Here is a 13,059-nt window from a genome sequence, read left to right as displayed (position 1 = left end):
TTTCCTCAATTTAAATTTAAATAAATATTCTTTAATTGATGGGTATGCCTTTGAGTATGATAAATTACGAAATATACAGCCTCCAAACGTGTTAAGAAGCCCATGTTTGGCAACTCGAATGAAGTACAGGTTTTGGTTAAATCTAATTCGTTTACTGATTTCACTAAATCTTTCTGAATAGATTCAAACCTATCGAGTAATTCATTTTTATCATATACTTTATCGGCTGGAAAAATAAAGGCTGGAGAATCCATCTTCGTGTTAAAATTGAGGAAGATTTCCTTGAGTTTTACCACCATTAAATCTGCTGGTTTATTGGTTTCCTTAACTGGCCCATTAATCATTTCAACAAAACCAGCATTAGATAGAGCCATGTGTTCGGCAAGCTGACCTGCCGTCCAACTTCCTTCAAATGGAATTTTATTGATATCACTTTCCTCAATTTTTGAAAGAAGATTTTTTAATCCACCTAGCGCATCTTTTGCTTCATTAATTATTTTTTCCATAGCCTACATGTAATTCATTGCTGCATAGCCCAATAATCTACGCCAAAGCGCAATTTGTCCAATGCAGTTTGCCTCTCTATAACTTGTAAAACTGATCATATCGAAAAGGGTCATTTCCATTCCAGGCATTTCAATTTTCTCATTCAATTTTTCTTCGGTAGCATTTGTTAATGCCTCTTGCAACAATGGTGAAATTTTATCCCAGTCTTTTTTAAATTCAGCCAAGGTTGGATAAGTTGCATTATCTACAATGCCCTTATTATCCTTAAATAATTCTCCCGTTGAAGATGATGCATCGACACCAAAGGATTTCGCCAAATAATATCTTCCAGAAACTACACTCCCAGTAATCCATGAAATGTGGTTTGCTTTTGTATCCAATCTTTTTTGGGCATCGGCATCATCAATTCCATCCAACGCTTTTTTTAAAAAATCGGTTTGCATTTCGTAAAGAACAATAATTCCGTACATTCTATTACTTGTTGGTTGAGTTTTCATATCTTTTGTTTTTATAGATTGATTAACTGATTATAAAGTTAGTGTATAAAACCATTCAAAGTTGATGCTGGAGAAGTCAATATTAGGGGGCATTTCAGACAAGTTTTTCTTTATATTTACAAAACCTAAAATTTTAACCAAATGATACAAGTAGGCATTCTGTTGACTAAACAATATAAATTATTGAGCGTTGCAGCCATTTTAGATGTTTTTGAAACGGCGAACAAATTCCATACTTCAACAGCACAAGAAGCGCCCTATCATTTAACCTTACTGAGTTTTGATGAGAAAAACGATGGTTCATTTAGTAGCTACGAATCAAAAAACATTAGTACTGAAGATACATACAACTTAATTTTAATACCTGCATTTACTACCGAAGACATTAAAAGCGCAATAGGTCAAAACATTGCATTCATCCCTTGGCTGATAAAACAATATCAACAGGAGGCAGAAATTGCAACGGTTTGTACAGGGGCATTTTTATTGGGTGCAACTGGCTTATTAGATGGAAAAGCTGCAACTACACATGTAGATGCTTGTGGCGCTTTCGCAAATGCATTTCCTGCGGTAAACTTAAAATCGGATAAAACAGTTACCCAAGATGGAAAGTTGTACACCAGTGGTGGAGCTACTTCATCATTCCATTTGCTTTTACACTTGTTGCAAAATCATTGTGGGAAAGACATTGCCATTAAGGCCGCAAAAATTTTCGCAATAGACATGGATCGTCATAACCAATCTTATTTTAGCTCTTTCCAACCAACAAGGCATCATAACGATGACTTGGTCGCATCAGCACAAGAAAAAATAGAAAGCAATTATCAGGATGTGGCCACAATTGAAGAAATGATTAAGGATATTCCTTCAAGCAGGAGAAATATTGTGAGGCGTTTTAAGCAAGTTACGGGGATTACACCTATAGAATACCTACAACAAACCCGGATTGCAGCGGCAAAGAAATTACTCGAACAAACAGCACAGCAAATGACAGAGATCATATATAATTCAGGATATAATGATCCAAAGGCATTTAGAAAGGTTTTTAGGAAAGCTGTTGGGATGACGCCTACTCAGTATAGAGATAAATTTCAGGCGAGATAATTCAGCACATTGGCCTTAAAAACAACTATACTGATAGTTATCAACAATAAAATAAAAAATGTTAATAATTTATTTAAAATTCATACGTTCACATATATAATTAAGGATAACTTAACGTTATAATTACACTAACCAAATATTAGATTTATGAGCACTTTCCTAACCATCACAGCAGCATTCTATATCGTATCCTTTGGACTTATGTTATATTGCTATTTCTCCGCTGAGCAGATTCCCAGCGATGACGAAAAATTTTAAATTATGATCTTATTTAATCTTATCTAGATTAACCTCTCAACAACAATAAACACCTGCTTAATTTTTTAAACACTATCGAAGTCAAACGTCTTTGAGGATAATTATTTTCTATAAATTTTGTTTAGTTCCCAATCCACCTAAGTAGGTAGGATGCAGTTCCCGTATACCAAATTATTGCAGAAATTAAAAATATCGCTATCAAGATCCACAATATCGGCCAACCTTCAAACTTGTGTTTTGAATTATGGTTGTAAGGCTCGTTAAAGTTATTATGGTCATTGTCCATCCTATCGCCCTTTTTCGCCGGTTTCGGATTAGAGATGTTGCTCATAAAATATTCAGTTAGTGATGCAAACTTACGCTATAAATTAATAAACTAAAAATTAGTTTTCGTAAACGATTGCTTTTAAAAAAATTCATTAAAAAAGTGCTACCCATTTATTGAATAGCACTTAATTTTGTTTAAAAAAAACAAAGAAAAAATCTCTAATTCCAGCCACCTCCTAAAGCATGGTATATATTTACCACCGCATTAAGTTGTTGTTTTTTTGTTTCTATCAGTTCTAATTTAGATTGCAGCGCATCACGCTGTGTCATCAATACTTCAAAATAATCTGCCCTTGCCGCTTTAAATAAATCGTTAGAAATATCTATTGATTGCGTAAGTGCCACCACCTGTTTTGATTTTAAATCGTAGCTTTTTTGAAGATTAGTGATGTTCGATAACTGATTGGCAACCTCGATATAACCATTTAAAATCGTTTTCTCATAGTTAAATACCGCTTGCAGCTGCTTTGAATTGGCTGTTAAATATTCCGCTTTTATCGCATTGCGATTAATAAGTGGCCCAGCTAAATCTCCCGCTAATGAATAAGCTAAAGATTCTGGCGTTCTTAATAAATAAGAGGGATTAAAAGCCTGGTAACCAATTGTAGCAGAAATACCCAACGATGGATAAAATTGTGCCTTCGCCACATTAACATCTAATTTTGCTGCTGCTAAATCTAATTCTGCTTGTTTAATATCTGGGCGATTCGCCAATAATTGTGAAGGCAAACCCACCTGAACTGTGGGCGGAACTAGATCGGTAAAACTGCCTTTATCTCTTAGAATAGTTTGCGGATAGCGACCTAACAAGAAATTAATTTTGTTTTCGCTCTCCGTTATGTTCTGCTGAATATCGAATTCCAAACTTTTAGAATTCAATACTTCAGCCTCAAATTTCCTAACTGCAAGTTCTGTAACTCTGGTAGCCTGCTTCTGAATCCTCATCAGCTCTAAAGCATTACTTTGTAAAGCGATATTTTGTTTCACAATAGCCAACTGATTATCGAGCGCCAATAACTCATAGTATGAATTGGCAACTTCGGCAACAAGGTTGGTTACAACGAAGTTTTTACCTTCAACCGTCGATAGATAACGACTCACAGCAGCCTTTTTAGAATTACGCAATTTATGCCAAATATCAGCCTCCCAATTGGCTTGTAAACCGAAAGCGTAATCTGGTAACACATCAGGCACTTCCTTACCTGGCGTAATATCTGTTGATGCATCTCCAGCGCCCGAGCTAGTATAACGACCCACTTTTTCTAATCCTGCTCCTACTCTATAACCCACGGTAGGTAAAAGTTCTCCCTTTCTAGCCTTAATTTCGTTCTTCGCAATTTCGATTTCCTGCAAAGTCACATTTAGTTCCTGATTGTTCTTCAACGCAGTATCAATCAGGCTAACCAAATTTGGGTCGGTAAAAAACTGACGCCATTGCACCTTTGCTGTATTTGTGCTATCCTGTGAATTATTAAAACCTGCAGGAACATTTTTATTTTCGTTGCGTTGGGCAAACTCTGGCACTTTACAGGCCGAATATGCAGTACATATCAACACCAAACCAACGTATTTATAAATATCTTTTCTAAACATTATCTTCTATTTCTTCAGTTAACGGATGTTCTTCTTCAATTTTAATCAGCTTATGTCTGGCTGCTATTGTTCCGAATATGTAATACAATCCAGGAATAATGATTACCCCGAAAATGGTACCGAAAAGCATACCTCCCGCAGCCGCAGAACCAATCGTTCTATTCCCAATTTTACCTGGCCCAGATGCAATCATCAGCGGAATTAAACCTGCAATAAATGCAAATGAAGTCATTAATATTGGACGGAAACGCACACTTGCTCCTTCCATTGCGGCTTTAAGAACAGTTGCACCCTGAGCATGCCTTTGTGTAGCAAACTCTACAATTAGCACGGCATTCTTCCCGAGTAAGCCAATTAGCATTACCATTGCAACTTGTGCGTATATATTATTCTCTAAACCTAAAAGCTTTAAGAAAAGAAATGCACCAAAAATACCAACAGGCAATGAAAGGATTACCGAGAGTGGCAAAATGAAACTTTCGTATTGAGCTGCCAATACTAAGTAAACGAAACCTAAACAGATTAAGAAGATATAAATTGCCTCATTACCTCTTGAAACCTCATCTTTAGAAATACCTGCCCAATCGATACCAAAACCTCTAGGTAATGTTTTCTTCGCTACATCTGTAATGGCTGCAATCGCCTCGCCAGAACTGTAACCTGTAGCAGATTGACCACTAATTTCGGAAGCATTGTACATGTTATGCCTTGTAATTTCTGATAGACCGTATACCTTTTCCATTTTCATAAAGGCAGAAAAAGGAACCATTTCATCTTTATCATTTTTAACAAATAATTTTAAAATATCTTCTGGCAAAGCCCTATACTGCGGCAACGCCTGCACCATAACTTTATATTGGCGATCGTATTTAATAAAACTGGTTTCGTAATTACTACCCACAAAAGTAGAAAGCGTGTTCATCGCATTATCGATAGTTATGCCTTTTTGCTGTGCGATATCGTTGTCAATCTTCAACATATATTGAGGAAAACTGGCACTGTAAAAAGTAAATACAGATGAGAGTTCTTTACGCTTATTTAGTGCCCTAACGAAATCATTTGCCACGGTTTCCATTTTTTTATAGTCACCGCTTCCTGCCTTATCCAATAAACGAAGCTCGAAACCGCCTGCTGCACCATAACCAGGAATTGCTGGTGGTTGAAAGAATTCTATTGCTGCCCCTGGGATTGATTTGGATTTCTCCTCTAGTTCCTTGATTATTTCTTGAGCAGAGCTTTTACGTTCATCCCAATCCTTTAGGTTAATTAAACATGTTCCCGAATTTGAACCTGTACCTTCTGTAAGGATTTCGTAACCTGCTAATGATGAAACCGATTTTACGCCATCAATATTTTCACATAATTCCTGAAGTCTTTCCGCAATCTGGTCGGTACGCTCTAACGTAGAACCTGGAGGCGTTTGAATAATGGCATAAACCATCCCTTGATCTTCATTAGGAATGAAACCTGATGGAACACTTCCACTCAAACCCCAAATACCCAAACAGAACAAAATCAATACGCCAAAGGTTACTAATCTACGACTTACAACTTTCGTTAATACGATTTCGTATTTACCTGAAAGCTTTGTAAAACCATTGTTAAAACCATCTAAAAACTTATCTACTATGGTTTTCTTTTTAGGTTTTCCATGATTGTTTTTCAGCATGATGGCACACAAAGCTGGCGTAAGTGTTAAGGCCACTATACCCGAAAGGATAATTGCTGTTGCCATGGTGATGGAAAACTGGCGGTAGAAAATACCAACTGGTCCAGACATAAAGGTTACCGGAATAAACACCGAAGCCATTAAAAAGGTGATCGCTATAATTGCTCCGCTGATTTCTTTCATCGCTTCTTGCGTAGCACGGAGCACCGACATTTTTCGATCGTGCTCCATTTTTGCATGCACGGCTTCGATTACCACAATCGCATCATCTACCACAACTCCAATGGCGAGCACCAAAGCAAACAAAGTAATCAAGTTGAGCGTGATGCCAAAAAACGACATGAATACAAACGTTCCGATGAGGGAAACGGGTACTGCAATCGCCGGAATAACAGTCGAGCGCCAATCGCCTAGAAAAAGAAATACAACTAAGCCTACCAAAATAAAGGCTTCTACAAGCGTATGGATTACCTTTTCAATTGATGCATCAAGGAATTTCGAAACATCATAACTTACTTCATAATCCAAACCTTTAGGAAAAGAGCTGGCTTTAATCTCAGCCATCTTCGCTTTAACATCTTTAATTACCTGACTAGCGTTACTTCCGTAAGATTGTTTTAGCACAATCGCAGCTGAAGCTTTGCCATTTAAGGTAGAATATAAGTTGTAAGCAGCAGCGCTAAAATCAACATCGGCAACGTCTTTTAAACGTAACATTTCGCCATTTGCATTTGCTCTTAGCACAATATTACCGTATTCCTCTTTTGTGTTGAAACGGCCTGAGTATTTTAAAACATACTCAAATGCTTGAGATCTTTGTCCAGAACTTTCGCCCGTTTTACCTGGCGATGCCTCTAAACTTTGTTCATCAAGCGATTTCATTACTTCATCAACAGAAATTTTATAAGCCTGCATTCGATCTGGTTTTAACCAAATACGCATAGCATAATCTCTATCACCTAAAATATCCGCGAAACCTACACCATCTACCCTTTTCAGTTCAGAAAGCAAATTGATATCTGCAAAGTTGTAAAGGAAATTTTGGTTCATTTTAGGGTCTTTACTATACAAGTTAATGTACATCAACATGTTAGATTCCTCACGGGTAATCTTTACCCCTTCACGAACTACTAAAGGCGGAAGCTTATTGGTTACCGCAGCTACACGGTTCTGAACATTTAATGAGGCCTGATTTGGGTCTGTTCCAAGGTTAAACACCACTTGGATAGAAGCTTCACCATCGTTACCGGCATCAGATGCAATATATTTCATTCCTGGCACACCATTTAAGGCACGTTCTAACGGAATAACAACCGATTTAATTAATAATTCGTTATTGGCACCCGGGTATTCTGCCGTGATATTTACTTTCGGTGGAGAAATAGATGGAAATTGTGTTACCGGCAGATAGCTCATCGCTAAGAAACCCAAGAACACAATAACCAGCGATATAACGATAGAAAGGACGGGCCTTTGTATGAATTTGCTAAACATAAAATAAGTATTGAGGGATTTAGATTATTCGGTTTTCAATCTTAATTGTTTGATCACTTCTTGCGGATTTTGAAATTTATAAGTAATCTTATCATCGTCCTTCACGTTTTGAACGCCTTCCAATAAGATCTTATCGCCAATTGCTAAACCATCGCTAATCACATATAAATCAGGGATTTCACTGGCAATCGTAATCGGCCTTGAGTGTACTTTATTCTTGCTATCAACAACAAAAACGTAAGTCTTATCCTGAATATCATAAGTGGCTTTCTGCGGAATAACAATGGCATTTTTTAGCGGCACAACCATTTGGATCTTGCCCGTTTCACCGTTTCTTAGTAAGTTATCAGCATTGCTAAATCGGGCACGGAAAGCAATATTTCCTGTTTCATTGTTAAACTCGCTTTCGATAACCTCTACTTTACCTTTCGATTTGAGTAATTCGTTATTTGCCAAAAGTAAGTTCACTTCTTGCTGGCCTTTTACTTTCACTGCAGATTGGTAGCTTAAATATTCTGGCTCTGAAACATTGAAGTAAGCAAAAACCTGACTGTTATCCGAAAGGCTTGTTAACAGCGCTCCTTCATCTACCACACTTCCTAATTTGAAAGGGATTCGATCAATTGTTCCATCGAAAGGTGCCTTAATTTCGGTAAAACCTAAATGCATTTTAGCCATAGATGTTTCTGCATTTGCAGCTTGCAATTTTGCTTTCGCCATGGCGAGTTCATTTTTAGAAACTACATTTTTATCAGTCAATAATTTTGTGTTTTCTAATTCAATTTCTGCAGATTTAGTTTCTGCTTGTGCCTTTAATAATTCTGCCTGAAGCATATTAGGTCTTATCCTAAACAATAACTGGCCTGCGTGTACATGCTGGCCTTCATCTACATAAATGTTTTGTAGGTAACCTTTTTCCAAGGCTCTGATTTCGATATTTCTAACAGATTTAATCTGCGAAACATACTCCTTTGTGAAAGAAGTATCGATTTCTAGCGGTGATGTAACCGCATAAGTAACTACTTCTTCTTTTTCTTCTTTTTTCTCGGTACAACCTGTTAAGTAGAGTAAAGCACACAGGCCAAGGAACATGAAATTTCTCTTCATTTTCATACTGATAGTTATCTGATTTAATTTTTGGTTAAATTAATTTCCCAGATGGCTGATCTAAAAAGAGTATATCCGTATAAACAGATATAACAACTTCGATAGATTAGGACTATCTGTTGATTAATTTTGGCACGAAATAACTATAGAATTATGAAGTTATAATGAAGTCGGTCTTGATTCCAGAGCTAGAATCATCATTTGGAGAGATAAGAAAGTAACTAAACGTCTTGATTATTAGCAGTTTTATTTTGTGTTGGAAAAATTCATTGTATTATAAATCGATTTGACGCTTATTTCACAAATTCATCGGATGATAGTGATGAAAATTTATCATTTGTTGCTTAAAGTTGTCTTTTACCAAAAAAAAACTAATCAATAGGAAAATCGATAAACAAAAAATCACCATTTAGGTGATTTTAAATAATTTACAAAAAAGCTTAGGTTCTAATAAGTTTATCTTCTTTCATTAAAGACTTGAAATTCGGCAATTGATGCAGTTTCCTTTGATTTTCCAATTCTAATCCGAAGCTTACTGGCCCAAATCCGATCAAACCGATGGATTTTGATGCGGTCTTCATTTTTCCCATCGAAAATCTTTTTCCAATCAACGCCATTCCAATATTCCAAGGCATAAGTTTCGATGTTCGATTTACCCTCAGCAACTACAATCATGTTTACGGCTTGTTCGTTTTTTAAGTTGACTTCGAACCATGGCTTTTCAACTGCACCATTCGATTGCCATGATGTTCCGTAATTATCATCATTAGCGAAATCCATAATGTTCATATCATCGCTCCAGCTTGAATTCGCAGGCTTATTTATCGCAATATTGCTCGAAATTATGGGCAATGCCAATGGAGGAAGCTGTTTTGTTGAACCCGTATTTTTCCATAAAACACCAACTTCTTTTAAGGCTGCGATGGCATTATCATCAATTAAGCCGTCTCTATTTGGTGCTACATTCAAGATAAAATTACAGCTCGCATCATTTAGGGGCTTAATCAATCCATCAACAATTTCTTGCGGCTTTCTAACTGGAACAGTCGGGAAATCTGTTTTCCAAAACCATGATGTATTAATGGGCAAACAAGCTAAAGTTGGCATTACCTTACTATCTTTTGGCATACGCTGCCCTGCTCCCATTTCGTAGGTTTTTATATCTGTATAATACAAGCCCTCTGCAGGATATTTCGCTCCATTCAAATCCATTACTAAACAATCTGGCTGTAAGGTTTTGATTAAATTATAAATATCCTCAAAGGGAACATCATCATAAGAAATTCTAGACCATGGTGCATCCCATCCATCAATAATTAAGGCTTCGATTTTGCCATATTTAGTTAAAAGCTCTGTAATTTGCTGCTTCACCATATCAATATGTTGTGGCGTAATCTGATTTGGCCTTAGTTTGTGGTGCGTATCTAAAATCGAATAATACAACATTACCTTAAGTCCGTTGGCACGAAAAGCATCAGCAAATTGTTTTACCACATCCTTTCCGTAAGGACTATTCATCACATTGTAATCGGTACTTTTAGTATCCCAAATACAAAACCCAGAATGGTGTTTTGTGGTTAGGCAACCATAACTCATATTTGCCGATTTTGCAGCTTTCGCCCATTGATCGGCATTTAAATGCTTGGGATTAAAAAGTTTTGGCGAAGCTTCAGGGTCTGGCCAATCTGCATTTACATAAGTTGGAATATTGTAGTGGATAAACATTCCAAAGCGCAGATCTACGAATTTCTGTTGTAACTGATTTAGAGGTTTTGAAGCTTTGAAATCCGTTATCTGAGCCATTAATCCTAGTGGAAAAATCATTATCAGCACTATTAAAACATTTTTGTAAAAGTTGGTAAATTTCATGTTCTTAAATTAGGTAACTATTTCAATTCTCTGAGTATTATTTTAGTTAAGTTATTGGAGCATCTATAAATAAAGCAATCTCGACAATAAAAAAAGGAAAACTTAGAATGCTTGATAATTTTGATTATATTTTATTCTTTCACTAATATTTATTTGCACTGACAATTCTAAATATAAATGGACCTATCGATTAATCACTGAGGCTAAATATAATTTAATAAGTTAAAAATTATATTACGGTTTGCTGCTAATTTCCTTAAGGATTCTCAATTGTGGCTTATAAATTCCTGTAGTTCAAAAGTTTAACGCATAAAAAAGCCCGAACTTTTAAGGATGGGGCTTTAAAAATGATCAATTTGATAAAAGATAAATCACTACCAAAAATGGAATGAACTTTATTGGCATTTCATCATAGAATTTAACTTGCTTTTAATAAGTGATTACTTTGTTTGGGGAGTTGCTAACCTATTTCCTACAATATCGATGTTAGATACAGCACTGGTAAGTTTGGCTAATTCTTCAGGACTAAACTTATAATCAATAGACCAAAGATTTTCTTGAAGGTGGGCTAATTTAGTAGTTCCCGGAATTGGTACAATCCAAGGTTTTTGAGCCAATAGCCACGCTAAAGATACTTGCGCAACTGTAAGCCCCCTCTCATTTCCAAATGCTGCAAGCACATCAATTATCGCCCAGTTTGCCTTTACCGCATATGGTGCGTAACGCGGCAAAGCGCCGCGATTATCGTTACCATTAACATATTTTGTACGCTCATTAATGTATCCAGTTAAATATGCTCTACAGAGTGGACTATATGGAACAAAGCCAATACCTAACTCTTCACAAACTGGAAATATTTCTTTCTCAGGATCTCTAGAAATTAATGAATATTCTGTTTGTATAGCAGTAAGCGGTTGTATTGCATGTGCCTTTCTTATGTCGTCAGCTCCAGCCTCAGATAGTCCAAAATGCTTTACTTTTCCCTCATTAATCAAGTCCTTAATGGTTCCTGCAACATCTTCCATCGGTACATTTGGATCAACCCTATGTTGATAGAGAAGATCTATTACATCGGTATTCAGTCGTTTTAAGGATTGCTCAACCACTTCTCTAATGTGTGCAGGTTTGCTATTTAACGAACCCGAAACAAACTTTCCGTTTTGAATATCAAATCCAAACTTGCTGCAAAGAGCAATCTTTTTTCGAAAAGGTTTTATGGCCTCACCAACCAATTGTTCGTTTATAAATGGACCATAAGCCTCGGCAGTATCGAAAAGATTTACCCCCATATCATAAGCCTTGCGAATGGTTTCGATCATATATTTTCGATCCGGAATAAAACTTCTATTCCATGACATGCCCATGCAACCTAAACCTAATGCAGAGACTTCAACACTATTTTTTCCAGTACCCAAACGGCGACTTTGCAAATTTGGAGGATTGCTTGGGTTTGCCCTTTCTTTCCCTTGCGCTGGTGGTATGGCAAAACTTAAGGCTGGAGGAAGCAATAAAGCACCGCTTAAAGCGGAACTGGCTTTTAAAAAATTTCTGCGATTTTGATTTTCCATGTTAATTTGTTTTTGTGTTTCGTTTTCTGCTCTGATTTTAAGCGTATTATTCTAGAAATTAATGATTTTGCATAGCGCTTATTTCCCAACTCTATTTTGTAAATGCTCAGGGTATCTTGCTCCCTGAACCTCAATTTTTGATGCAGCATTTTCTATCTTACTCAAATCATCAGCTGTTAATTCGATAGCAGCAGCGCCAATATTTTCTTCCAAACGGTGCAGTTTCGTGGTACCAGGAATTGGAGCAATCCAAGATTTTTGGGCCAATAGCCAAGCAAGCGCAACTTGTGCGGGCATTGCTTCCTTTTCAATTGAGATGCTTTTCAATAAATCGACCAACACCTGATTTGCATTTCTATTTTCTTCAGAAAAACGGGGAACCGTGTTTCTAAAGTCAGTGCTATCAAACGCGGTATTTGCCGTAATCGCTCCTGTTAAAAATCCTTTACCTAATGGACTAAACGGAACAAAACCAATCCCCAATTCTTCCAAAGTGGGTAAAATCTCTTTTTCTGGCTCACGCCACCATAAAGAATATTCGCTTTGCAGAGCAGTTAATGGCTGTACAGCATGTGCTTTGCGAATGCTAACAACTCCAGCTTCTGATAAACCAAAATATTTCACTTTACCTTCAGCTATTAAATCCTTTACAGTACCAGCAACATCTTCCATTGGCACATTTGGATCTACACGATGTTGATAAAGCAAATCAATATAATCTGTCTTTAATCTTTTTAAAGAAGCTTCTACGGCTTGTCTAATTTTTGCGGGACTGCTATCCAAGCCCTTTTTAGAGTCTCCATCTTCAAATCCAAATTTAGTAGCGATTACCACTTTATTACGAAATGGAGCAAATGCTTCGCCTAATAATTCTTCATTGGTAAAAGGACCATAACATTCTGCCGTATCGAAAAATGTAACACCAGCTTCAACTGCTGCATGTAGCAATTTAATAGCTGCTTTTTTATCGGTTGCTGGTCCGTAGCCAAAACTTAAACCCATGCAACCTAATCCTAGGGCAGATACTTCTAATCCGCTATTTCCTAATTTTCTTGTTTTCATAATT

General features: G+C 36.6%; 10 protein-coding genes. 1 reads left to right on the top strand and 9 read right to left on the bottom strand.

The annotated features are described in order from the left end of the window. Nucleotides 1-5: 5 nt before the first annotated feature. Entirely contained in the window at nt 6-506 is a 501-nt protein-coding gene (locus tag EZ449_RS03250) for a DinB family protein (RefSeq protein ID WP_131556533.1), read from the bottom strand. Between the two features lie 3 nt (nt 507-509). Continuing rightward, the gene (locus EZ449_RS03245; protein WP_131556532.1) at nt 510-1,004 is read right to left on the bottom strand and encodes a DinB family protein; all 495 of its coding nucleotides are present in this window, start codon (nt 1,002-1,004) and stop codon (nt 510-512) included. A 141-nt stretch (nt 1,005-1,145) separates the two neighbouring features. Here EZ449_RS03245 and EZ449_RS03240 point away from each other — a divergent pair, with 141 nt between their 5' ends. After that, the gene (locus tag EZ449_RS03240; RefSeq protein ID WP_131556531.1) at nt 1,146-2,108 is read left to right on the top strand and encodes a GlxA family transcriptional regulator; all 963 of its coding nucleotides are present in this window, start codon (nt 1,146-1,148) and stop codon (nt 2,106-2,108) included. A gap of 379 nt (nt 2,109-2,487) precedes the next feature. Here EZ449_RS03240 and EZ449_RS03235 read toward each other — a convergent pair whose 3' ends face one another. From EZ449_RS03235 to EZ449_RS03205, 7 genes are all read right to left on the bottom strand, one after another. Further along, nucleotides 2,488-2,697, bottom strand: a complete 210-nt coding sequence (locus tag EZ449_RS03235; RefSeq protein ID WP_131556530.1) for a hypothetical protein — start codon at nt 2,695-2,697, stop codon at nt 2,488-2,490. A 155-nt stretch (nt 2,698-2,852) separates the two neighbouring features. Further along, nucleotides 2,853-4,286 carry a TolC family protein gene (locus EZ449_RS03230; protein WP_131556529.1) on the bottom strand — a complete coding sequence of 478 codons (1,434 nt, stop codon included), beginning with the start codon at nt 4,284-4,286 and terminating at the stop codon, nt 2,853-2,855. Beyond that, nucleotides 4,279-7,449 (bottom strand): efflux RND transporter permease subunit, encoded by a 3,171-nt coding sequence (locus EZ449_RS03225; RefSeq protein ID WP_131556528.1) that lies wholly within the window; start codon nt 7,447-7,449, stop codon nt 4,279-4,281. Before EZ449_RS03225 ends, EZ449_RS03230 begins: the two co-directional genes overlap by 8 nt. A 24-nt stretch (nt 7,450-7,473) precedes the next feature. Next, nucleotides 7,474-8,556 (bottom strand): efflux RND transporter periplasmic adaptor subunit, encoded by a 1,083-nt coding sequence (locus EZ449_RS03220; protein WP_131556527.1) that lies wholly within the window; start codon nt 8,554-8,556, stop codon nt 7,474-7,476. A gap of 456 nt (nt 8,557-9,012) precedes the next feature. Further along, complete coding sequence (locus EZ449_RS03215; RefSeq protein WP_131556526.1) at nt 9,013-10,425, bottom strand: alpha-L-fucosidase; 1,413 nt, start codon at nt 10,423-10,425, stop codon at nt 9,013-9,015. Nucleotides 10,426-10,865: 440 nt separating this feature from the next. Beyond that, nucleotides 10,866-11,993 (bottom strand): aldo/keto reductase, encoded by a 1,128-nt coding sequence (locus EZ449_RS03210; RefSeq protein WP_131556525.1) that lies wholly within the window; start codon nt 11,991-11,993, stop codon nt 10,866-10,868. A gap of 78 nt (nt 11,994-12,071) precedes the next feature. Then, nucleotides 12,072-13,055, bottom strand: a complete 984-nt coding sequence (locus EZ449_RS03205) for an aldo/keto reductase (RefSeq protein ID WP_131556524.1) — start codon at nt 13,053-13,055, stop codon at nt 12,072-12,074. Nucleotides 13,056-13,059 lie beyond the last annotated feature (4 nt).

The organism is Pedobacter frigidisoli (genome assembly GCF_004331675.1).
Taxonomy (GTDB): Bacteria; Bacteroidota; Bacteroidia; order Sphingobacteriales; family Sphingobacteriaceae; genus Pedobacter; species Pedobacter frigidisoli.
Note: the sequence above shows the minus strand (reverse complement) of the source record. Positions and strands in the feature narration are given on the sequence as shown.

Excerpts from the sequence above, each read along its gene's own strand:
- EZ449_RS03250 (WP_131556533.1), bottom strand. The coding sequence starts at position 506 with ATGGAAAAAATAATTAATGAAGCAAAAGATGCGCTAGGTGGATTAAAA.
- EZ449_RS03245 (WP_131556532.1), bottom strand. The coding sequence starts at position 1,004 with ATGAAAACTCAACCAACAAGTAATAGAATGTACGGAATTATTGTTCTT.
- EZ449_RS03240 (WP_131556531.1), top strand. The coding sequence starts at position 1,146 with ATGATACAAGTAGGCATTCTGTTGACTAAACAATATAAATTATTGAGC.
- EZ449_RS03235 (WP_131556530.1), bottom strand. The coding sequence starts at position 2,697 with ATGAGCAACATCTCTAATCCGAAACCGGCGAAAAAGGGCGATAGGATG.
- EZ449_RS03230 (WP_131556529.1), bottom strand. The coding sequence starts at position 4,286 with ATGTTTAGAAAAGATATTTATAAATACGTTGGTTTGGTGTTGATATGT.
- EZ449_RS03225 (WP_131556528.1), bottom strand. The coding sequence starts at position 7,449 with ATGTTTAGCAAATTCATACAAAGGCCCGTCCTTTCTATCGTTATATCG.
- EZ449_RS03220 (WP_131556527.1), bottom strand. The coding sequence starts at position 8,556 with ATGAAGAGAAATTTCATGTTCCTTGGCCTGTGTGCTTTACTCTACTTA.
- EZ449_RS03215 (WP_131556526.1), bottom strand. The coding sequence starts at position 10,425 with ATGAAATTTACCAACTTTTACAAAAATGTTTTAATAGTGCTGATAATG.
- EZ449_RS03210 (WP_131556525.1), bottom strand. The coding sequence starts at position 11,993 with ATGGAAAATCAAAATCGCAGAAATTTTTTAAAAGCCAGTTCCGCTTTA.
- EZ449_RS03205 (WP_131556524.1), bottom strand. The coding sequence starts at position 13,055 with ATGAAAACAAGAAAATTAGGAAATAGCGGATTAGAAGTATCTGCCCTA.